Origin of the sequence: Pseudomonas sp. 2VD (genome assembly GCF_005503585.1) — a bacterium.
Lineage (GTDB): Bacteria > Pseudomonadota > Gammaproteobacteria > Pseudomonadales > Pseudomonadaceae > Pseudomonas > Pseudomonas aeruginosa.
On record NZ_SCND01000069.1, the window covers coordinates 1 to 20,756 of the forward strand.

Genomic DNA, 20,756 nt, shown 5'->3' on the forward strand with positions numbered 1-20,756 from the left:
GCGGGCGGCTGTTCGCGGGAGGTCTGGATCCACTCCAGCAGGTTGGCCTGCAAGGCCTCGTGGGGAATCCGCAGTAGCGACGACGCGCTGTTCAGCAGCAGGGCGCGGCGCTCCTCGCGGTCGAGCAGGGCGAGCAGCAGCAGGCCGGAACGGATCTGCGCCTGGCCGAGCACGCTGGCGTGGACCACGGCGTCCTCGAGCAGGCCGATGGTGTGCGCGGACAGCGCCGGAGTGCGGGTATTGCCGGCCTTGAACAGCTCCAGCGACAGGTTGATCTCGGCGACCAGGGCGTCGCGCTCCAGGCCGAAGCGCGGCAGCAGGCAGGCGAAGTCGCCGCCGTCGATGTCCAGCAGCTCCAGCAGCAGGTGCTCGATCTCTACGTAATGATGGGTGCGTTGCAGGCAGCGTTGCGCGGCGCCCTCCAAGGCGCGGCGACAGTCCGGGTTGAGGCGACCGATCAGGGCGGCGAGTTCCATTTCAGGCTACCTCCGGCTGCCGCAGGTCGAGATCGATGCGCTGCCGCTGGCCGTCTTCGACGCGCCGCAGGCCGGTGTTCCAGCTCAGCCTGGGCGGTGCACCGCGCTCCAGGCGCAGCGGCGCGCCGCCGCTCACCAGCAGGCTCAGGCGACAATCCAGGTCGGGGCCGAAGTACAGCGCGGCGAGGCTGGCCAACTGGCCATGGGCGTCGCCGTCGGGGAAGAAGCGGGCGGCTTCGCGGGCATCCAGCGGACCGAGACTGAGGGCGATGCCGGCGTGCTCGTCCCAGGTGCGCGTGCCGGCTATGGCGTCGCGACCCAGGCGCAGGTTGCGTCCGCCGCGTTGCAGCCGGCTGCGGCTGGCCGCGGGGATTTCCTTCCAGGCGCCCTGGTAGGCATCCAGCCGTGCCTCCACGCCGAAGTGCTGGCGCACCAGGCTGGCGAAGCCGGCCAGGGAGCGACGCCCGCCGGCGAACAGCGCGGTGCGTGCCAGCACCGCGCTGTCCGGCAGCGCCAGGCGCTCTTGCAGGGCCTTCGGCAACAGGCCGCTGAGGGCGCGTAGCTGCGCCTGCACCGGGGTCGCCGCCGGCACCGCGAAACCGAGCGCCACGCGATGCTTGCGCAGTACCCGGTAGAGCAGGCTGAGCAGGCGGTGCTGGAACAGGTCGAGGAACTCGGCGGGGGCATGGTCCTTCTGCCGGGCACGCTGTTGCAGCCATTCCTGGTAGGCATAGGGCAACGGGCCGTCGGGGCCGCCGAGGCCGAACACCGGGGTGGACAGCACCGGTTGCTGCGGGTCGTCGAGCAGGCTTTCCACCTCGCTCGAGGCGAACAGCGGCAGCAGCGGCCCGCGCAGGCGCAGGGCCTCCGCCCGCGGCGCGTTGCCGGTGCCCAGCGGCAACGCCTGGGGACGCTCGCGTTCGAGCAGCAGCAGCGCCTGCAACAGTTCGAAGCGCTGCGGCGTGCGGCGCAGCCGCTGACTCAGAGGGAGAGCGGCGAGCCGGCCTGGGGTTGCCATGTCTTCACCTCCTTGTCGGCTTCCACCAGGACCGTGCGCACGAAGCGGTTGGCGGTGGCATACAGCGAGAAGAACTGCGCCAGCACGGCGGAGAACAGCACGCCGCTGGCGCCGACGAAGTGTTGCGGATCGAGTCGCAGGCGGATTTCCAGGCCATTGCGCCAGCCGCGCCAGGCATCCTCGCCGACGTGCGCCACCACCCGCTGGCAGTCGAGTTGCCTCAGCCCTTCTATCTGCCGGCGGGCGCTGGCGTCGTCGCGCAGGTTGTGCAGGGCGAGGATTTCCCGCAGGGCTTCGAGGGCGCGCGGGCCTTCCACCAGCGAGAGGTGGTTGAGGGTCAGCTGCGAGACCAGTCTCCAGCGCGACTGGCCGTCCAGGCGCGGCTGGCTCTGCGCGCTGGGCGCGTTGCGCAGGCGTGCGGCGGCGACCGGCCCGGGCCGTTCGAAGCCCAGCGCGGTGCCGGCACCCAGGCGCTCGGCCAGATAGCGATTGGTGCATAGCAGCTCGGCGGTCAGGCTGAAGGCCGGGGCCTCGCGCAACGGGTCGAAGCCGGTATCCACCAGGCTCAGCAGCAGGTCGCTGCCCAGCCGGTTCGGGGTCAGCCCGGCGATGCGCCGGGCGTGCCAGTAGAGCGTGCCGAGGTGGCTGTCGTGGCGGCAGCCATAGTAGGCCGGGACTGGCTGCACGGTGCTCCCGGCAACCGAGCGCACGGCGCGGATGCTATGGATTTCCACGCTGTTCTCGCGGTGACTGTCGGCGACCAGGCGGTACTCGCTGCGGGTGCCGTCCGGGCGCAGCGGCTCCGAGGTCCGCGGAAAGAGGTTGATCGCCGGTGCGCAGCCGAGCTGGAAGTCTTCCGCCTGCAAATGCAGGCGTGCCGTCGGTGCGCGATCGAAGACCAGGTACAGGTAGAGCGTCTGTCCGTCGGCGAGCGCGCCGGACAGCGGCAGGTCGAAGAAGTGGAACTTGTCGGGGAAGGCGAAGTACTCGGCGAGCAGGCGCAGGCCCGGATGTCCGCCGTCTTCCTCCGGCAGCAGCGCCTCGTCGGCGGCGAAGCCGACGATCTCCGGCAGTCCGCGGAGCGCCGCCGGCGGCGTGCCGGGCGCCCCCGCCATGACCTGCACGGCATGCGCGGCGAGCAGGTCGTAGAGGATCGCGCAGCCCATCGGCGAAGCCGCCAGGTGGATGCGCAGGCGCTCGATCGACAGTTCGTCCCAGCGGTACTCGCCCAGGCAGCGCAGGCTCAGGCGCAACGCCGAGCGGGCGGCGCCGACTCCGGTCAGGGCTTGCGCCTCCTCGCCGCCGAGCAGGGTCGCCTCGTCGATCGCCAGCGGCCACAAAGTCGCCTCGGCGCTGCTGCGGAAATGCACGCTGTCGCCGCCACGGGTGGTGACGAACAGCGCGGTGTCGCGCGGCAGCCGGTAGCCCTCGGCGAGGTTGCCCTGGGTCGGGTCCGGTTCGAACTGGACGATCGCGCAGGACGGCAGCGGGCGCAGCGCCAGGGGGTAGAGCTGTTCGAGGAGGGCGTCGCTGAACTCTGCGTAGTCGTCGTCGAGGCGCCGTTGCAGGCGCGCGGTGAGCAGCGAGAAGCCTTCCAGCAGACGCTCGACGTGCGGGTCGGGGCATTCGCCGGGGGCCAGTTGCAGGCGCCGGGCGACCTTCGGATAGCGCTCGGCGAAGGCGCCGCCGGCATGCCGCAGCCAGGTCAGCTCGCGCTGGTAGTAGTCGAGCAGGTCGGCATCAATCGAATCGCTCATGGCGCACCTCGAGGCCATCGTTGCCCTGTTCGATGACGAATAGCGCAGGCATCAGGCGCGACCCGCTGCGCAGGCGGCCACCGAGCTGGATACGCAGGCGCTGCGGATTGCCCGGGTCAGGTTCGACCTCGACCTCGGCCAGTTGCAGGCGCGGCTCGAAATGCTCGACCGCCGCCCGCACCTCGCGTGCCAGCTGGCGCCGGTCCTCGGCGCGCAGGCGTTGCACGGCGGTCCAGTCGGCGAGCCCGTAGGCGAGGAGGCCGCTGCGCGCATGCGCCGGGCGCCGTGTGTTGAGCAGGCGCAGCAGCTCGCCGCGGACCGACTCGGCCAGCGCCCGGTCGTCGAACGCGGGACGTTCGTCGGCCTCGGCGCTGAGGCGCTCGAACAGCGGCGGCAGGGCTCCGGACATGTCGGCGCCCGGTCACTTGACCAGCTGGTTGGCGGCCAGGTCCCAGGTCGAGGCGGCCGTGCCTTCCTTGGTGCCGTCGTCCTTCTGCGCGGTCAGCTCCCACTTGATCTTGGTGAAGTTCAGCGACAGGGTCTCCACCGGCTTGCCGCCGGCGCCGCCGCTGACGCTGACGTTGGAGAGCACCACGTTGTTCAGGGTGTAGACGATGAAGGGCATGATCTGCCCGTTGCCCTCGGCGGCGTTGCGGCCGATGGTGATGGTCGCCTCGGCGATCGGCTTGCCGGCGCAGCAGTATTCGTTGAGGGTCGGGGTCGAGGTGTCGATGAACTTGGTGAGGGTGAATTCGCCGACGTGGGGTTTGCCGGAGGTGCGCTCCGAGTTGCTGACGTCGTTGGTGACCTGCATCGCCACGTTGTGGCTGTAGGACATGATTTCGATCTTGTTTTCGTAGCCGACGAGCAGGCTGTCGCCTTTGATGTCGCTGCCGAAATCGAGAATGATCGCATCCATCGCATCTGACTCCTGGAGAGGGGCTGTCTGGAACGGGAAGGGCGCCCCGCCGGCGCTGCCGGCGGGGGCGGACTCACGCCGCTACCGGCGGCGGCAGGTTGGCGACCAGGCGGATCGACGCGCTGAGTTCCTCGAGCTGGAAGTGCGGCCGGAGGAACACCGTGGCGCGGTAGGCCCCCGGTTTGCCGGCCACCTCGCTGACATCCACCCGCGCCTCGCGCAGCGGGTACTGCGCCTTGATTTCCTGCGGTGCGTTGTCGTTGATCAGCACGTAGTCGGCGATCCAGTTGTTCAGGTAGGTCTGCACGTTGTCGCGGGTCATGAAGCTGCCGACCTTGTCGCGCATGATCACCTTCAGGTAGTGGGCGAAGCGCGATGCCGCCAGCACGTACGGCAGCATCGCCGACAGGCGCGCGTTGGCGTTGGCCTCGTTGGTGTTGTAGAGCCTGGCCTTGTTGGTGGTCTGGCCGCCGAAGAACACCGCCACGTCGCTGTTCTTCTTGTGGCACAGGGAAATGAAGCCGAGATCGTTGAGTTCCTTCTCGCGGCGGTCGGTGATCGCCACCTCGGTCGGGCACTTCAGCGACAGGTCGCCGGAGCTGGTGCGGAACGTGTGCGCCGGCAGGCCCTCGACCGCGCCGCCGCCTTCCGCGCCGCGGATCGCCGCGCACCAGCCGTACTTGGCGAAGGCCTCGGTGATGCGCTGCGCCAGGACCCAGGCGGCGTTGCCCCAGAGGTACTTGGAGTGGTCGGTGCCGTTGACGTCCTCGACATAGTTCATGCCTTCCACCGGTCGCGTCTCCGGGCCGTAGGGCAGGCGCAGGAGGAAGTTCGGCAGCACCAGGGACACGTAGCGCGAATCCTCGCTCTCGCGGAAGGCGCGCCACTTGATCAGCTCCAGGCTCTCGAAGATCTTGGTCAGGTCGCGCGGCACGGCCAGTTCGGTGAAGCTGTTCATGTCGAACAGGCGTGGGCTGGCGGCGGCGATGAACGGCGCGTGGGCAGCCGCGGCGACGTTCGACAGCTTCTCCAGCAGGCCGATGTCCTGCGGATGGCGGCCGAAGGTGAAGTCACCGATCAGCAGGCTGAAGGGGTGTCCGCCGAAGGTGCCGTACTCCTCTTCGTAGATCTTCTTGAACAGTGCGCTCTGGTCGAACTCGACCGCCTTCTCCAGATCGTTCTGCAGTTCGTTCTTGCCGACGTTCAGCAGGCGCAGCTTGAGCCGCGCGCTGGTCTCGGTGTTGCTCACCAGTTGGTGCAGGCCACGCCAGGAGGCTTCCAGCTTCTGCAACTCGGGGTGGTGGATGATCTGGTTGAGCTGGTCGCTGATCAGCGCATCGATCTGGCTGATGCGGTCGTTGATCATCGCCACGGTGTCCTTGTCGACGGCCATGCCCTCGTCGAGGACCTGGGTGGCGAATTCCGCGAGCATGTCGCGGGCGTAGTCCTGCTGGCTGTCGTCGTGGGCCATGCGGCCCTTGGCAATGATCTCGTCGAGCAGGGACAGGGTCTGGGTCGAACTCTCGCCGGATTGTTCGGCGGCGGATGACTTGGGCATGGCGGCTTCTCCGGGAAGAGGGTCAGGCCGGCTGGTCGGCCGGGGGTTCGCTGTCACCGGCCGGGGCCGCTTCGGCTTCCGGGCGGGCCGCTTTGATTTCCTGCAGGCCTTCGGTGTTGGCCACCACGTCCTGCAGCAGCTGGTCGAGGTCGTCGTTGCCGTCGAGCTTGGTCAGCAGGTCGCGCAGGCGCTGGCGCGCTTCGAACAGGCGACGCAACGGGACCACCTGCTTCACCAGGTTGACCGGGTCGAAGTCCTCGATGTGGTTGAAGCGCAACTCGACGTTCAGCTTGCTGTCGTCGCCGCTGATGGTGTTGTCGACCTGCAGGGTGGCGCGGGGAGAGATGGAGGAGAGGATCTCGTTGAAGTTGTCGCGGTCGATGTCGACGAAACGCCGTTCGACCAGCTTCGCCGGCGGGGTATCCGGCTTGCCGGAGAGGTCGGCGAGGATGCCGACCACCAGGGGCAGTTCCTTCTTCTCGATGGCGTTGCCGATCTCGACGTCGTAGGTGATCTGCACGCGCGGCGGGCGCACCCGGTCCAGCTTGTGCTGCGTACTCTCGGCCATGGCGGCTGACTCCGATGCAATGGTGGGGGCGCAATGCATCGGGGGATGCCCTGATCATCGCAGTCCCTTGCTGGATCACAGGCATGACAGGGAAAACGGCGCAGAACCTGTCCTTGGCGATCCCTCTGGTCCGTCACTGGCGACGAACTACAAAAGACGCTAGAACAGGTCTATGGATTTGCAAAATAAAATTTTCGTTGGACTCCCATGAAGCACGGATGTTTCACCATATGTCGGAAATTCTCCCTGGGGCTGGCGATCCTGGCGCTGGCCGGCTGCTCGTATTTCTTCGCGCCGCGGGTCGAGTTGCAGCGGCTGACCCTGGATGTCGCCGCGCGCGCCAACGACGACTCGCCGATCGCCGTGGACTTCGTCGCGGTGAAGGATGCGGAGCTGTTCAAGGAACTGGCCGGACTGCCAGCCAGCCAGTGGTTCGCCAATCGTGAGCAGTACCGCCGCGACTACCGGCAGCAGTTCGCGGTATGGAGCCTGGAGCTGGTCCCAGGGCAGTTCATCGAGTCGGAGTCCTTCCCCTTGCGCGGCGACCGCGCAACTGGACTTTTGGTCTTCGCCGGCTATAACACACCCGGCGCGCACCGCTTGCGCCTCGACCAGCAGCAGCGTGTCTGGCTGCGTCTGGATACCCGGGAAATGCGACTGGTCAACGATCCCGCCACGCGTTAGCGAAGGGGCAGGCGAGCGACCGTCGTGCACGACAACGTAGGACGTCGAAGGGGAGTCGTATGAGTGTTCTGCCTGACGCGGTGTGCTGGCACGAAGGGATGCAACTGCTTCCCCAGCATTTCCAGTTGCAGGGATTGCGTGCCGAGGCGCTGGCGGCGCGCACCGGACAGGCCTGCAACCCTTGGTTCTGGGGCGTGACCGCCCTGGAACTGGACCCCTCGGCGTTATGCGCCGGCCAGGTGCGGGTCCTGCACCTCGAAGCGATCCTGCCCGACGGCCTGCCGGTGAGCGTGCAGGCTGGTGTCGACGCACCGCTGGAGTTCGACCTGGAGACTGCGCTGGCGGCCGCCGAAGGGCCGCTGCTGAACGTCCACCTGGCGGTCAGTCCGCTGTGGCGGGCGGGTCAGTTGCTGCCGCTGAAGGGCCGTCTGCAATCGCGGGTCGGCGCGCCGCTGCCGGACCTGGCCAGCGGCGAGCACCCCGAGCCGATCACCGTCTGGCGAGCGTCGCTGCGGCTGGTCGGCGACGACGGCAAGGCCGACTCCGTGTGCCTGCCGTTGCTGCGCGTGGCGAAGGAGGGCGGCGCCTATGTCAGCCTGCCCTACGTCCCGCCGACGCCATTGGTGCTGCCGGAGTCGCCCCTGGGCAGGCGCGTGCAGTCGCTCTGCGCGTGGGCCCGGGAGAAGGCGCTGTTCCTCGGCGGGCGCCTGCGCCTGGCGCAGCAGGCGGGTAACCAGGACGACGCCGTGGAAGTCCGTCGCCAGCTCGCCGCGCTCTGGACCCGCCTGCCGGAGGTGGAAGGCCTGCTGGCAAGCCGCGCGGCCTCGCCGCTGGCCCTGCACGGCAGCCTGCTGGGCCTGGCCGGGGCCTGGGCGGCGCTCGATCCGCTGGCCGGCGTGCCGGCCTTCGAAGCGCTCGACTTCCTCGACCTGCGGCGTGGCTACGAGCCGCTGCTGGACTGGCTGGAGCGCGCCATCGAGTCGATCCGCGCGGGCTACCGCTGCCTGCCGTTCGAGCAGGAGGAACAGGTGTTTTCCGTGCGCCTGCCCGATCCGGCGCCGCGCCAGCGCCTGGTGGTCGGCCTGCGGATGCCCGCCGGCGCCGGCGAACAAGCGGCGGCTGACTGGCTGGAGCGCGCCATCGTCGCCTCCGACCCGCACCTGCCGTTGCTCGCCCGGCAACGCATGAGCGGGCTGGCGCGGCAGCCGATGAATCGCCAGGAACAGGTGGCCTACAGCGTCGGCGACGACACCCGTTTGTTCGTCGTGCAGGGCGCCGGCGACTGGTTCGATGCCGGCCAGCCGCTGCGCATCGTCGCGCCGGTCAGCGGGGTCGCCAGCAGTCCCTGGCAGATCGTGCTGTTCGTCGCCGACGGCAGCGACAACACCTAGACAGGAAGGAGCCGCCAATGCCCGAAGGGAGTGCAGGGCCTTTTTCCCAGGCGTACCAGGAGCAGCCGCTCAGCACGGCATTCCGCCAGGCCTGGCAGGAATGGCTGGAGGCCTGGGGCGCCCTCGACCGCGACGCCCAGGATGTGCCACGGATGGTCGAGCGCGCCCTCGAACTGTCCACCCGCATCACCCGGCGTCTGTGGCGCAGCGCCTTCGCCAGCGTCGGCGACGCGGCGGGCGTGCAGGTCAAGGCGATGGTCTATGCCTTCGTCGCCCTGGTCGACGAGACCCTGGTCTTCAGCGCCTGGCCGGGACAGGGCGCCTGGCAGGAAAAACCGCTGGAGTCGCATCTCTACGGCAGTCGCCAGGCGGGCGAATACCTGCCGCTGGCGATCAAGCGCCTGCTCGACGAACGCGCCCCGGCCAGTCGCGACCTGGCCAACGTCTACCTGCAATGCCTGATCCTCGGCTTCCGCGGTCGCCTGCGCGGGCCGCGCGGCGAGGCGCTGCACGAGAAGTGGCGGCAGGCGCTGTTCGCCTTCGCCTGGCAGCGCGAGGCGGACGCCGCCGACCTCGGCCGCCGCCTGGAACAGCCCGCCGCCGCGCCGCCACGGCGCCTGCCGGTGCGCGCGGCGCTGCCGGACGGTTTCCGCCTGGGCCTGGCGGTGCTCGGCCTGGTGCTGCTGATGAGCGGCATCGGGCACCTGTTCTGGCGCGACATCCAGCATGAAATGGCGGCGGTGACCCACCTGGCCGATGCGGAGCAGGCGCCATGAGCGGCGCGACGCTGTTCATGCTGGTTCTCCTCCTGGTGCTGCTGGCGCTGCTGCTGGGGGCGCTGGGCTGGTGGTGGCGGACCCGGGGCGGTACGGAGATCCGCAGCTTCTACGCGGCGGTCCGGCAGATGGAGCGCGAGCAGGGCTGGCAGGGCCGCTACGAAGCGCCGTGGCTGCTGATGCTAGGCAACGAGACCGAGGGCGAGCAGTTGTGCGCCACCTGGCGCCTGCTGCCGGTGGCGCGTCCGGCCTGGTTCGGCCGCTGGTGGTCGGACGGCGAGGGGGCGATCCTGCTGGTGCCCGAGTCGGTGTTCCTGCCCGACGAGGGCCTGCGCCGGCAAAGCGGCGCCTGGCTGCGCCTGTTGCGTCTGTTCCTGCGCCTGCGCGGCAGGCGCGCGCTGGACGGAGTGGTCTGGAACATTCCGCTGGCGCGGCTGCAGGATGGCGAGCAGGCGGCCAACCTCGGCCTCGCCGCCCGTCGTCGCTACGTGGAACTGACCCAGCGCCTTGGCCTGAGCCTGCCGGTTTACGTGGTGATCACTGGCCTGGAAGACCTGCCGGGTTTCCAGGAGCTTCTCGCGGCGCTGCCCGAGGAGGCGCGCGAGCGCGCCCTCGGCTGGTCCTCGCCGTTCGCCGCCGAGGCGGCCTGGCAGTCGCGCTGGTGCGAGCAGGCGCTGGAGGAAATCACCGCCACCCTGACCGAGTCGATCGTCGAACTCGGTACCTTGCGCGGCCAGGTGAACAACGACCTGTATTGCCTGCCGCCACGCCTGGAAAGCCTCCGCGGTTCGTTGCAGGCGCTGCTCGAACCGGTCTTCCAGGGCAACGCCAGGGGCGAGGCGCCGCGCTTTCGCGGTCTCTACCTGAGCGGCAGCGAGGCGGCGGGGGCGGCAAGCGACGAAGCCCTGCCGGCGGTCGACGCGCCGCGTCGGCGCAGCAGCTTCGCCAGCCAACTGTGGGCACGGCGGATCCTTGCCGAGGAAGGCCTGGCCCAGGCGGTGCCGCGCATCCTCCAGCTGCGCCAGCGCTGGCAACGCGGTATCGGCCTCGCTGCGCTGTGCCTGTGCCTGCTCTGGGGCGGCCTGATGACCTGGGTCTGGCGTGACGCGCTGCGCGACGCCGGCGAACTGTCGCAACTGCTGCATGGCGCCAGCGAGCGCTACCAGCCGCTCGACGACGACACCCGGCGCGCCGCCCAGGTCCGGCAGAACGTCCAGGCCTGGTGGCAACTGGTGGCACAGGCGCCGCGCTGGCGCTTCACCTCGCTGGCATTCCCCAGTTCCTGGTTTTCCTCCCTGGACGCACGCATCGACAGCGCGTATCGCCGCGTTTCCGAGCGCCTGCTGGTACGCCCGCTGCGCAGCCTGCTGGAAGGCGAGGCGAGCGACCTGCGGGCGATCCGCAGCGACGGCCAGCCCGGCCTGAAGGAGGGCGACGACCCCAGCCAGTGGAAGGACTACCTGGCGGCGAAGGACCTGGTCGCCCGCGCCACCACCCTGGAGCGCCACAATCGCCTGTTCGCCCAGGCCATCGACAACCGCAAGACGCCGCTCGACGATCTCCTGCAACTGAGCAACGACGCCCTGGGCAGCAACTACAACGGCGGCAGCCTGGCGCGCCTGGCCTATTACAACCGCACGCTGTTCGCCGAGCGTCCGGCCGATCTCGCCGCCCTCGACCTGGGCCGGGTCGGCGCCACGGCGGCGGATAACTTCCATGACCTGATGGCCCGCTGGCTGAACGCCTACTTCCTCACCGACAGCCTGGAACGCACCGGCAATGCCCTGACCCAGGAACTCACGCAGCTCGGCCAGGAACGAGATGCCACGGCGGCCCAGTTGCTGGGGGTCGGCGAATTGATCAACCACCTGCAGCAGCAGGTCAACCGCATCAACCTGATCTGGGGCAATGGCGTCGGCCAGGATCTCGTCCCTGGCTACCAGAACCTGCTCAAGAGCGCCCAGCAAAGCAGCCTGCTGGGAGACCGCGTGGAGGAACTGCAGAACCTCACGGTGCAGTTGCAGCAGCAGTTCCGCAGCGAATGGATCGCGCCTCCGGAGGCTGCCGGCGACGGCCTGCTGGTGAAGCAGGGGGCGACGCTCAAGCTGGCCGATGACCTGCTCGGCCTGAAACGCGCCATCGATGACCTGAAGACCAAGGACTTCGTCTCCGTGGCCCTGGCCGGCAAGACGCTGGCGGAGCACTCCCTGCTGAGCATCGACGACATCGGCGTGACCCAGGCGTTGAGCTTCTTCAACGACTTCAGCGGCTACTACGAGAGCACCCTGCCGTCGCTCAACCCGCGCTATCGCTACTCGGTCCTGCACGCCGCCGCCAGCGCGACGACCGAGGCCATGTGGCAGAGCCTCGGGCCGCGCAGTCGCAGCCTGACCAGCCGCAATGCCTCGCGCATTGCAGGCGGCGCTGCTGGAGTTGCAGGACATGCAGGCCGGCTCGCGCCTGCTGGCCAGCCTCAACGCGCTGGCCGTGGCCGATATCGGCCAGGCCCTGCGCGACATCGACGAGCAGGCGGTGCTGCGCGAGCCGGTCGATTTCAGCCGTTGGTCGGGCGCGCCGAATTTCGGCCTGCAGGCGTTCCGCGCCCAGGACAGCGCCGAGCTGAAGCAGAGCCTGACCAGCCAGTTCAATGCCATGGCCGCGGTCGCCGAGCGCCACGCCCCGGCGCTGGAGTGGCTGCAGGCGCAGCAGTCCAGCCTGGCCACCGCCGACTACAACGCGTTCGTGCGCTTCAGCGCGCTCAACGCCGAACTGCAGAAATTCAAGGCCGACAACCCGGCGAGCACTGCGGCGCAGCTGGCGAAGCTGGTGGGTAACGATTTCAACCAGATGGACATCGGCAGTTGCGCCGACATTCTCAACGGCGTGCTCCTGCCGTCCAGCCGCAGCGACCTGGCGACGCGCCTGGTGGACCTGCGCCAGGGCGCGCTCGGGCGCTGCCAGTCGTTGCAACAGCAGCAGGCGGCGCAGGCCTGGAAGGACCTCGCCGACTACTTCAACCAGTACCTCGCCGGACGCTTCCCCTTCGCCTACAGCCTGGAAGCGGCCGATGCCGAGCCGGGGCGGGTGCGGCACCTGCTGAAGCTGATGGAGACGCGCTTGCCGCAGGTGCGCGAAGGGCTGGCCCAGGTTCGCTCGCCGGACCTGCCGGCCGCCGAGGACTTCGTCCGCCGCCTGGAACAGGCGCAGGGCTGGCTCGGCCCGCTGTTCGAGCGCGACAAGTCGGGCCTGCTCGGCGTCGCCCTGGACATCGACTGGCGCAGCGACCGCAGCCTGGAACGCGGCGCCGACCAGGTGATCGCCTGGAGCCTGTACTCGGGCGACCAGGAAAGCCGGTTCCCCGGCGCGCAGGACAAGGGCCTGACCTGGAACGTCGGCGATCCGCTGAAGATCATGCTGCGCTGGGCGAAGAACGGCTCGCAGCGTCCGGCAGACGACCCGCGCCAGGCCAGCCTGGCGGTGGCCGACCTCGAGGCCGGCTGGAGCTACCAGGGCTCCTGGGCGCTGCTACGCATGATGCGCGCGCACTTCTCCCGGCAGCGCCCGCCGAACGTCGACTACACGGAGTTTCCGCTGGTCCTGCAACTGCCGGTGTATGCGCCCTACAGCCCGGAAAACGAGGCTCGGATGTTCCTCCGCCTGTCGTTGATGAGCCTGGGCGGCAAGACCCCGCTGTCCATCCAGCCGCTGCCGGTGCGCGCGCCGCAATCGCCGTTCGCGACGCTGTTGCCGGCCACCGTCGCCAGCAACGGAGGTACCCCATGACCCTGCCTCTTTCCGGCAACGCCCTGCCCCTGGAAGTGCTGCTCGAACCGATCGACCCCGGACAGCCGTGTGGCCCCAGCCTGCGCTACGACCCGGACTACGACCGCCTGCGCGAGTTGCGCCGGGAGGACGACAGCAGCCTGCCGACCGGCGTCTGGCAGGCGGAAGCCAAGCGCGCCGACTGGGCCGCGGTGGAGCAGTTGGCCAGCGAACTGTTGCAGCGGCGCAGCAAGGACCTGATGCTCGCCGCCTGGCTCGGCGAGGCCTGGCTGCAACGCGGCGGGCTGGGCGGATTGCAGCGCGCGCTGGTGCTGCTGGCGGAACTCTGCGAGCGCTACCCCGAGGAGGTGCATCCGCAAGCCCAGGACGGCGATCAGTCGTGGCGGGTGCCGCCCATCGACTGGCTGTTGCGCCGCTATGCCGAGCTGCTGCACACGCGCCTGCCGCTGATGGGGCAGGGCGCCTTCGCCGAGATCACCCTCTATGCCTGGCAGAGGTTGCAGCGCCAGCAGGTCGCCAGCGGCGACAGCAAGAGCGCCAAGGCGGCGCTGGAAGCGGCGCAACTTCAGCAGAAGAAGCTCGACGAAGCGTTGCGCGCGGAGCCCCTGGTGCAATGGCAGCGCAAGCAGGCCAGCCTGCTCGCCTGCCAGCAGCAACTGCAACGCCTGGAACAGTGGTGCGACCGCTGCCTAGGCGAACTCGCCCCCAGTTGCCAGCCGCTGCGCGAGGTCATCGCGCAATGGCTGGCCTTGCTCAAGGAGTTCATCGCCATGCACCCGCAAGCGCCGCTGCCCGAAGAACAGCCACCGGTCGCGGAGGCGGACGCCGCCGAAGGCGACGCGGACGGCGAGGAAAGCGTCCCGGCGAGCGCGCCGAGCGGGCCGGCTGGCGCGCCGACCAGTCGCGAGGACGCCTATCGGCAACTGCTGCTGATCGCCGACTACCTGGCGCGCACCGAGCCGCACAGCCCGGTTCCCTACCTGATCAAGCGCGCGGTGGAATGGGGCAACAAGCCGCTGAGCGAGCTGCTGGCGGAGCTGATCAATGCGGACTCGGAGGCGCGCCGGGTCTGGTCGCTGCTTGGCGTACTGCCCTAAGGAGCGGGGTTATATTTTTTATTCGAATATATAAATACGAATTCAGAATTTTTTAATCTATGGGTTCCTGGGGCAAGATGGGCGCACATTCCCCGGCTCGGAACCCAGCATGTCCGTCATCACCCATCCCCACGCCCGCGAGCTGACCAAATCGGTGCGCGCCACCGTGCTGGTGTTCAACGACCCCCGTTCCCGCGAGCTGCTGGAGCGCATCGAGCGCCTGGCGCCCAGCGAGGCCAACGCGCTGGTCATCGGCGAGACCGGCACCGGTAAGGAGCTGGTGGCGCGCCATATCCATGCCCTCAGCGGACGCAGCGGCGGCCCGTTCGTCGCGGTCAACTGCGGTGCCTTCGCCGAGAGCCTGGTGGAGAGCGAGCTGTTCGGCCACGAGAAGGGCGCCTTTACCGGTGCGTTGCAGAGCAAGGCCGGCTGGTTCGAGGCGGCCAACGGCGGCACCTTGTTCCTCGACGAGATCGGCGACCTGCCGCCGAGCATCCAGGTCAAGCTGCTGCGCGTGCTGCAGGAGCGCGAGGTGGTGCGGCTCGGTTCGCGCCGGCCGATCCCCATCGACGTGCGGCTGGTGGCGGCGACCAACGTCGACCTGGCCGACGCGGTGGTCGCCGGGCACTTCCGCGAGGACCTGTTCTACCGCCTGCACGTGGCGACCATCCAACTGCCGCCGTTGCGCGAGCGCCGCGGCGATATCCTGCCGCTGGCCGAGTACTTCATCGTCGAGCACTGCCGGCGCCTCGGCTACACCAGCGCGAGCCTGAGCCCGGAAGCCGAGCGCAAGCTGCTCGGGCATTCCTGGGCGGGCAATATCCGCGAGCTGGAGAACGCCATCCACCACGCGCTGCTGGTCTGCCGCAACCGCCTGATCCAGCCGGCCGACCTGCACCTCATCGACATGCGTGCGCGCCAGGAGCCGAGCGGCTTGCGCCGCGCCCCCGAGAGCGCCGCCGGCTCGGCGCTGGAAGCGGCGCTGCAGGCACTGTTCGAGGAAAACCGCGAGGATCTCTACGAGCACATCGAGGAAACCGTGTTCCGCGCCGCCTATCGCTTCTGCCACGGCAACCAGTTGCAGACCGGACGCCTGCTGGGGATCAGCCGCAACATCGTGCGCGCCCGCCTGGAGAAGATCGGCGAGCTGGAAACCTCGCCACGACACAACGTGGTCTCGCTGGTGGGCAAGTGAGCGTGGTGCTTTACAGTCTTTCACAATTCCCCCACAAAACCGGCAAGAACCCGGACGGCGGCTGTTCTACAACGGAGCGGTGAATCTCGTTGGCCGGACCAGGGACGTCGCCATGCCTCGCTCCGCTCGCCTGTGTCGCTCGCTCCCGGTAGCCGCTTTCCCGGCCGCGCCGAGTCCGCCCGGTCCTCCAGTCACAGCAACCTTGGTTTCCCGACCCGGCGAAGAGGATCGCTGCATGCCGTACTGTTCGCCGGAACAACTCGCCGACCTCGGCCCGCTGCTGGATTGCCTGCGCCGCTGGCCGCGCATCCGCGAGCCGCGGCCGGGGGTGTTCTACCTGGGCGACCAGCCGTTCTGCCAGTTCCATTCGCGCAATGGCCAGCGCTGGGCCGACGTCAAGCGCCGCAAGGGGCGCCTGCCGCCGTTCGTCCTGCCGCCGGGCGACCAGTATTCGGCGCGGGCATTCCAGATATTCCTGCTCCAGGCCTACAAGCTGAACTGAACTGTTGCCCGGGCAACAGTCGGACAGCAGCGCTGTTGCGTGGCTGACAGGCCGAGGCCGGAAACCCGCCGCAACTGCCCGGAAAACGCACATTTCCCCGTTGGTACGGCCCTTGCTCCAGGGCACTGCACCTAGCGCAACAGTCCACAGGGAAATCCCATGACCAGCCCCTTCAAAGTCGTCGCCGTCTCCGGCGGCACCTATCGCCCGTCCCGCACCCTGGTACTCACCCAGGCCCTGATCGCCGAGCTTGGCCAGTCGCTGCCGATCGACAGCCGAGTCATCGAGCTGACCGACATCGCCGCGCCGCTGGGCGCTACCCTGGCGCGCAACCAGGCGCCGGCGGAACTGCAGGCGGTGCTCGACGAGATCGAAAGCGCCGACCTGCTGCTGGTCGCCTCGCCGGTCTACCGTGGCTCCTATCCGGGCCTGCTCAAGCACCTGTTCGACCTGATCGACCTCAACGCCTTGATCGACACCCCGGTGCTGCTCGCCGCCACTGGCGGCACCGAGCGCCACGCGCTGGTCCTCGACCACCAGTTGCGCCCGCTGTTCAGCTTCTTCCAGGCGATCACCCTGCCCATCGGGGTCTACGCCAGCGAGGCCGACTTCGACAACTACCGGATCGTCAGCGAGCCGCTGAAGGCGCGCATCCGCCTCGCCGCCGAGCGCGCCGCGCCGCTGTTCGGCGGACGCTCCGAACTGTTGAAGATCGCCTGAGGTGCGCCGATGAACGTGTTCTGGTTCCTCCCGACCCACGGCGATGGCCACTTCCTCGGCACCAGCCAGGGCGCGCGGCCGGTCTCGCTGCCTTACCTGAAACAGGTGGCACAGGCGGCCGATAGCCTCGGCTACCACGGCGTGCTGATCCCCACCGGACGCTCCTGCGAGGACTCCTGGGTGGTGGCCTCGGCGCTGGCGCCGCTGACCGAGCGCCTGCGCTTCCTGGTGGCGATCCGTCCGGGAATCGTTTCGCCGACCGTCTCGGCGCGGATGGCGGCGACCCTCGACCGCCTGTCCGGCGGGCGCCTGCTGATCAACGTGGTCACCGGCGGCGATCCCGACGAGAACCGCGGCGACGGCATCCACCTCGGCCACGCCGAGCGCTATGAGGTCACCGACGAGTTCCTTCGGGTCTGGCGGCGCGTCCTGCAGGGCGAGGCGGTGGACTTCCACGGCAAGCACATCCACGTGGAGAACGCCAAGGCGCTCTATCCGCCGCTGCAACGGCCGTATCCGCCACTGTACTTCGGCGGCTCCTCGGAGGCCGCCCACGAACTGGCCGGCGAACAGGTGGACGTCTACCTGACCTGGGGCGAGCCGTTGCCGGCGGTGGCGGCGAAGATCGCCGACGTGCGCCAGCGGGCGGCTCGCCATGGGCGTACGGTGAAGTTCGGCATCCGCCTGCATGTGATCGTCCGCGAAACCGCCGAAGAGGCCTGGCGCGCCGCGGACAGGCTGATCGAGCACATCTCCGACGAGACCATCGCCGCCGCGCAGCAGTCCTTCGCCCGTTTCGACTCCGAAGGCCAGCGACGCATGGCCGCGCTGCACGGCGGCCGCCGCGATCGCCTGGAGATCCAGCCGAACCTCTGGGCCGGGGTCGGCCTGGTGCGCGGCGGCGCCGGCACCGCGCTGGTCGGCGATCCGCGGCAGGTGGCGGAGCGGATCGGGGAGTACGCCGAGCTTGGCATCGACAGCTTCATCTTCTCCGGCTATCCGCACCTGGAAGAGGCCTACCGCTTCGCCGAACTGGTCTTCCCGCTGCTGCCCGAACCCTACGCCAGCCTGGCCGGCCGTGGGCTGACCAACCTGACCGGGCCGTTCGGCGAAATGATCGCCAACGACGTGCTGCCGGTTCGCGCCGGCGCTTGAGCAGCCGGGCCCCCGAGGAGAAACGCCCTGTGAATGCGAAGACCCGCCCCGAGGCGCAAACGCCGTTGCAGATTGCCCGGCGCCTGGCCGCCGATTTCGCCGAGAACGCCGCCGAGCGCGACGTCGCCGGCGGCACCCCGAAGGCCGAGCGCGACGCGTTGCGCCGCAGCGGCCTGTTGTCGCTGATCATTCCGCGCGAATACGGCGGCCTGGGGGCGAGCTGGAGCGAAACCCTGCAAACCGTGCGCGAACTGGCCCGGGTCGACAGCTCGATCGCCCACGTCTACGGCTTCCAGCACCTGATGCTGGCCACCGTGCGCCTGTTCTCGCGGCCCGAGCAATGGCAGCCATGGTTCGAGCTGACCGCGCGCAACCGCTGGTTCTGGGGCAACGCGCTGAACCCGCTGGACAACCGTACCGTGGCCCGGCGCTTCGACGGCTGGCGCGAGTTCTCCGGGAAGAAGAGCTTCTGCTCCGGCGCCCGCGATTCGGAGATGCTCATCGCCTCGGCGCTGGACGGCGAGGGCGGGCCGCTGCTGATCGCCGCCATCCCCACCGCGCGCAGCGGTATCAGCCTGGGCCAGGATTGGGACAACATGGGCCAGCGGCAGACCGACAGCGGCAGCGCGATCTTCGAGCGGGTGCGGGTGGAGGAGAGCGAGTTGCTGCTCGATCCCGGGCCGCTGAGCACGCCGTTCGCCTGCCTGCGGCCGCTGATCGCCCAGTTGATCTTCACCGAGGTGTTCCTCGGCATCGCCGAAGGCGCCTTCGAGGAGGCTCGCCAGTACACCCTGCGCGAAGCGCGACCGTGGTTCCGCTCCGAGGTCGCCGAGGCCAATGCCGACCCCTATGTGCTGGCGCGCTACGGCGAATTCTGGGTCGGCCTGGAAAGCACCCGGGCGCTGGTCGAGCGCGCCGCGCAACGCCTTGACGCCGCCTGGTCCGAGGGCCCGGCGCTGGACGCCAGCGAGCGCGGCCAGTTGGCCCTGGCCATCGCCGCCGCCAAGGTCGCCGCGACGCGCAACGGCCTCGACCTGTGCAACCGCATGTTCGAAGTCACCGGCGCCCGCTCCACTCACGCCGCCCTGCGCCTGGACCGCTACTGGCGCAACCTGCGCACCCAGACCCTGCACGACCCGCTGGACTACAAGATCCGCGAGCTGGGCGACTGGGCGCTGAACCAGTCACCGCCGCAACCGACCTTCTACTCATGAACGCTTCTACCCATACTCCCGACCGGCTGCTGACGCTGCCACGTTCGCCGAACCTGGCGACCTCGATCCGCGCCACCGCCCAGGTCTTCGAGGACCCGAAGTCCCAGGCCCTGCTCGAACACCTGCGCCAGGTGGCGCCGAGCGAGGCCAGCGTGCTGGTGATCGGCGAGACCGGCACCGGCAAGGAACTGGTGGCGCGGCATATCCACAACCTCAGCGCGCGGCGCAACGGCCCGTTCGTGGCGGTCAACTGCGGGGCCTTCTCCGAGTCACTGGTGGAAGCCGAGCTGTTCGGCCACGAGAAGGGCGCCTTCACTGGCGCCCTGGCGGCCAAGGCCGGCTGGTTCGAGGAAGCCAACGGCGGCACCCTGTTCCTCGACGAGATCGGCGACCTGCCGATGCCGATCCAGGTCAAGCTGCTGCGTGTGTTGCAGGAGCGCGAGGTGGTGCGCCTGGGTTCGCGCAAGAGCATCCCCATCGACGTGCGCGTGCTGGCGGCGACCAACGTGCAACTGGAGCGGGCGATCAACGCCGGGCACTTCCGCGAGGACCTGTACTACCGGCTCAATGTCGTCAGCCTGGAGCTGTCGCCGTTGCGCGAGCGACCCGGCGACATCCTGCCGCTGACCCGCCACTTCATCGCCGAGTACAGCCGTCGCCTGGGCTACGGCCAGAGCCAGTTGAGCCCGGAGGCGGCGCAGAAGTTGCGCGCCTATTCCTGGCCGGGGAACATCCGCGAGCTGGAGAACGTCATCCACCATACCTTGCTGATCTGCCGCGACGGGCTGATCCGCGCGGATGACCTGCACCTGTCCAACCTGCGCCTGGAGCGTGGCGAGGAGCTGGCGCGCGGGGTCCCGGCGAGCGGCGCCGCCGAGCACTTGTTGCAGCAGGCTTTCCAGCGGCTGTTCGAAGAGCAGGGCGAGAACCTCCATGGGCGGGTCGAGGATGCCCTGCTGCGCGCGGCGTACCGTTTCTGCCATGGCAACCAGGTGCATACCGCCAACCTGCTGGGACTCAGCCGCAACGTCACGCGCACGCGGCTGATCGCCATCGGCGAGCTGGTGGTGAACAAGCGCGGTGGCCAGCGGATCGATGGCGAGCGGGCGGTGCGGTTGTCGATCTGAGTTCAGGCGCTCGGGATCGCGGCGGATAAGCGCAAGCGGTTATTCGGCCAACCTCCCGCGACTATCCGCCGTGCCGGCGCTGCGGCATTCGCCCAAACCCAGCCGGGCGCAGTAGACTCGGCGCTTTGCGGAGCGTCTGGCTCCGCGCTCTGCGCCAGGTGGAACTGCCCGATGCCCGATACCTCTCCCGATCTGCCGGCCATGTCGCCGCTCGCCGCCTATCGTCAGGCCGTGGAACAGCGCGGTTTCGCTCCCGACGAGGCGCAGCGGCGCGCCGCCGAGGCGCTGGAGCGTTGTTTCCAGGCCCTGCACGAGCCGCACCGCCACGGCGCGATCCAGGGCGTCTACCTGTGGGGACCGGTAGGACGCGGCAAGACCTGGCTGATGGATCACTTCTACCAGTGCCTGCGCGTGCCCGCGCGGCGCCAGCACTTCCACCACTTCATGCAATGGGTGCACCAGCGCCAGTTCGAACTGACCGGTACAGCCGACCCGTTGCGCGCCCTGGCCCGCGAGTTGGCGCGGGACGTGCGGGTGCTGTGCTTCGACGAGCTGTTCGTCAGCGATATCGGCGACGCCATCCTGCTCGGCAGCCTGCTGCGCATCATGTTCGAGGAGGGCGTGGTGCTGGTCGCCACTTCCAACCAGCCGCCGGAGCAGTTGTACGCCGACGGCTTCAACCGCGAACGCTTCCTCCCGGCGATCGAGGCGATCCAGCGGCACATGGCGGTGGTCGCGGTGGATGGCGGCCAGGACCACCGCCTGCATCCCGGCCGGGCCGAGCAACGCTACTGGGTGGTGGAGGCGGGGCAGGCG

The 20,756-nt window shown here is 69.2% G+C and carries 18 protein-coding genes and 1 pseudogene; 12 read left to right on the forward strand and 7 right to left on the reverse strand.

What is annotated here, in order from left to right; genetic code table 11:
* From FFS27_RS10590 to tssB, 7 genes are all read right to left on the reverse strand, one after another.
* Positions 1 to 476: Clp protease N-terminal domain-containing protein (locus tag FFS27_RS10590; protein WP_272483165.1), on the reverse strand; the 476-nt coding region annotated here is incomplete at its 3' end.
* Position 477: 1 nt separating this feature from the next.
* Positions 478 to 1,494, reverse strand: a complete 1,017-nt coding sequence (tssG, locus tag FFS27_RS10595) for a type VI secretion system baseplate subunit TssG (protein WP_015502887.1) — start codon at positions 1,492 to 1,494, stop codon at positions 478 to 480.
* On the reverse strand, positions 1,458 to 3,251 hold the full coding sequence (gene tssF / locus FFS27_RS10600) for a type VI secretion system baseplate subunit TssF (RefSeq protein ID WP_003089497.1): 1,794 nt from the start codon (positions 3,249 to 3,251) through the stop codon (positions 1,458 to 1,460). The genes tssG and tssF overlap by 37 nt, the downstream gene beginning before the upstream one ends.
* Positions 3,235 to 3,660, reverse strand: a complete 426-nt coding sequence (gene tssE / locus FFS27_RS10605) for a type VI secretion system baseplate subunit TssE (RefSeq protein ID WP_137951997.1) — start codon at positions 3,658 to 3,660, stop codon at positions 3,235 to 3,237. Before tssE ends, tssF begins: the two co-directional genes overlap by 17 nt.
* A gap of 12 nt (positions 3,661 to 3,672) precedes the next feature.
* The gene (locus FFS27_RS10610) at positions 3,673 to 4,170 is read right to left on the reverse strand and encodes an Hcp family type VI secretion system effector (protein ID WP_003089495.1); all 498 of its coding nucleotides are present in this window, start codon (positions 4,168 to 4,170) and stop codon (positions 3,673 to 3,675) included.
* A 73-nt stretch (positions 4,171 to 4,243) separates the two neighbouring features.
* The gene (gene tssC / locus FFS27_RS10615) at positions 4,244 to 5,728 is read right to left on the reverse strand and encodes a type VI secretion system contractile sheath large subunit (protein ID WP_003089494.1); all 1,485 of its coding nucleotides are present in this window, start codon (positions 5,726 to 5,728) and stop codon (positions 4,244 to 4,246) included.
* A 22-nt stretch (positions 5,729 to 5,750) separates the two neighbouring features.
* The gene (gene tssB, locus FFS27_RS10620) at positions 5,751 to 6,296 is read right to left on the reverse strand and encodes a type VI secretion system contractile sheath small subunit (protein ID WP_003089493.1); all 546 of its coding nucleotides are present in this window, start codon (positions 6,294 to 6,296) and stop codon (positions 5,751 to 5,753) included.
* A 207-nt stretch (positions 6,297 to 6,503) separates the two neighbouring features.
* Between tssB and FFS27_RS10625 the strand changes: the two genes are divergently transcribed.
* The 12 genes and pseudogenes from FFS27_RS10625 to zapE all read left to right on the forward strand — a co-directional run.
* A complete protein-coding gene (locus FFS27_RS10625; RefSeq protein ID WP_009316131.1) occupies positions 6,504 to 6,980 on the forward strand; it encodes a hypothetical protein in 477 nt (158 codons plus the stop codon).
* A 59-nt stretch (positions 6,981 to 7,039) separates the two neighbouring features.
* Positions 7,040 to 8,371: a type VI secretion system baseplate subunit TssK gene (gene tssK / locus FFS27_RS10630; protein ID WP_023095587.1), complete on the forward strand. Its 1,332-nt coding sequence runs from the start codon at positions 7,040 to 7,042 to the stop codon at positions 8,369 to 8,371.
* Positions 8,372 to 8,388: 17 nt separating this feature from the next.
* The gene (locus tag FFS27_RS10635; protein ID WP_003131567.1) at positions 8,389 to 9,147 is read left to right on the forward strand and encodes a DotU family type IV/VI secretion system protein; all 759 of its coding nucleotides are present in this window, start codon (positions 8,389 to 8,391) and stop codon (positions 9,145 to 9,147) included.
* Positions 9,144 to 12,930 (forward strand): annotated as a pseudogene (locus FFS27_RS10640) (type VI secretion system protein). The gene FFS27_RS10635 and the pseudogene FFS27_RS10640 overlap by 4 nt, the downstream one beginning before the upstream one ends.
* Positions 12,927 to 14,027 carry a type VI secretion system protein TssA gene (gene tssA, locus FFS27_RS10645; RefSeq protein WP_023099553.1) on the forward strand — a complete coding sequence of 367 codons (1,101 nt, stop codon included), beginning with the start codon at positions 12,927 to 12,929 and terminating at the stop codon, positions 14,025 to 14,027. The pseudogene FFS27_RS10640 and the gene tssA overlap by 4 nt, the downstream one beginning before the upstream one ends.
* A gap of 109 nt (positions 14,028 to 14,136) precedes the next feature.
* Positions 14,137 to 15,222, forward strand: coding sequence for a sigma-54 interaction domain-containing protein (locus FFS27_RS10650; RefSeq protein WP_003089480.1), 1,086 nt, complete (start codon positions 14,137 to 14,139; stop codon positions 15,220 to 15,222).
* A gap of 235 nt (positions 15,223 to 15,457) precedes the next feature.
* Entirely contained in the window at positions 15,458 to 15,724 is a 267-nt protein-coding gene (locus FFS27_RS10655; RefSeq protein WP_003089476.1) for a hypothetical protein, read from the forward strand.
* 159 nt (positions 15,725 to 15,883) lie between these two features.
* Positions 15,884 to 16,444, forward strand: coding sequence for an FMN reductase (gene msuE / locus FFS27_RS10660; protein ID WP_003089470.1), 561 nt, complete (start codon positions 15,884 to 15,886; stop codon positions 16,442 to 16,444).
* A 9-nt stretch (positions 16,445 to 16,453) separates the two neighbouring features.
* On the forward strand, positions 16,454 to 17,599 hold the full coding sequence (ssuD, locus tag FFS27_RS10665) for an FMNH2-dependent alkanesulfonate monooxygenase (RefSeq protein WP_003089466.1): 1,146 nt from the start codon (positions 16,454 to 16,456) through the stop codon (positions 17,597 to 17,599).
* A 29-nt stretch (positions 17,600 to 17,628) separates the two neighbouring features.
* The gene (locus FFS27_RS10670; protein WP_015502891.1) at positions 17,629 to 18,813 is read left to right on the forward strand and encodes an acyl-CoA dehydrogenase family protein; all 1,185 of its coding nucleotides are present in this window, start codon (positions 17,629 to 17,631) and stop codon (positions 18,811 to 18,813) included.
* Positions 18,810 to 19,940, forward strand: a complete 1,131-nt coding sequence (locus FFS27_RS10675; protein ID WP_003089463.1) for a sigma-54 interaction domain-containing protein — start codon at positions 18,810 to 18,812, stop codon at positions 19,938 to 19,940. Before FFS27_RS10670 ends, FFS27_RS10675 begins: the two co-directional genes overlap by 4 nt.
* A gap of 171 nt (positions 19,941 to 20,111) precedes the next feature.
* Positions 20,112 to 20,756: cell division protein ZapE (gene zapE / locus FFS27_RS10680; protein WP_137951998.1), on the forward strand; the 645-nt coding region annotated here is incomplete at its 3' end.

What these genes read in the sequence shown, in the direction of transcription:
- tssG (WP_015502887.1), bottom strand. Translation starts at nt 1,494, where the DNA reads ATGGCAACCCCAGGCCGGCTCGCCGCTCTCCCTCTGAGTCAGCGGCTG.
- tssF (WP_003089497.1), bottom strand. Translation starts at nt 3,251, where the DNA reads ATGAGCGATTCGATTGATGCCGACCTGCTCGACTACTACCAGCGCGAG.
- tssE (WP_137951997.1), bottom strand. Translation starts at nt 3,660, where the DNA reads ATGTCCGGAGCCCTGCCGCCGCTGTTCGAGCGCCTCAGCGCCGAGGCC.
- FFS27_RS10610 (WP_003089495.1), bottom strand. Translation starts at nt 4,170, where the DNA reads ATGGATGCGATCATTCTCGATTTCGGCAGCGACATCAAAGGCGACAGC.
- tssC (WP_003089494.1), bottom strand. Translation starts at nt 5,728, where the DNA reads ATGCCCAAGTCATCCGCCGCCGAACAATCCGGCGAGAGTTCGACCCAG.
- tssB (WP_003089493.1), bottom strand. Translation starts at nt 6,296, where the DNA reads ATGGCCGAGAGTACGCAGCACAAGCTGGACCGGGTGCGCCCGCCGCGC.
- FFS27_RS10625 (WP_009316131.1), top strand. Translation starts at nt 6,504, where the DNA reads ATGAAGCACGGATGTTTCACCATATGTCGGAAATTCTCCCTGGGGCTG.
- tssK (WP_023095587.1), top strand. Translation starts at nt 7,040, where the DNA reads ATGAGTGTTCTGCCTGACGCGGTGTGCTGGCACGAAGGGATGCAACTG.
- FFS27_RS10635 (WP_003131567.1), top strand. Translation starts at nt 8,389, where the DNA reads ATGCCCGAAGGGAGTGCAGGGCCTTTTTCCCAGGCGTACCAGGAGCAG.
- tssA (WP_023099553.1), top strand. Translation starts at nt 12,927, where the DNA reads ATGACCCTGCCTCTTTCCGGCAACGCCCTGCCCCTGGAAGTGCTGCTC.
- FFS27_RS10650 (WP_003089480.1), top strand. Translation starts at nt 14,137, where the DNA reads ATGTCCGTCATCACCCATCCCCACGCCCGCGAGCTGACCAAATCGGTG.
- FFS27_RS10655 (WP_003089476.1), top strand. Translation starts at nt 15,458, where the DNA reads ATGCCGTACTGTTCGCCGGAACAACTCGCCGACCTCGGCCCGCTGCTG.
- msuE (WP_003089470.1), top strand. Translation starts at nt 15,884, where the DNA reads ATGACCAGCCCCTTCAAAGTCGTCGCCGTCTCCGGCGGCACCTATCGC.
- ssuD (WP_003089466.1), top strand. Translation starts at nt 16,454, where the DNA reads ATGAACGTGTTCTGGTTCCTCCCGACCCACGGCGATGGCCACTTCCTC.
- FFS27_RS10675 (WP_003089463.1), top strand. Translation starts at nt 18,810, where the DNA reads ATGAACGCTTCTACCCATACTCCCGACCGGCTGCTGACGCTGCCACGT.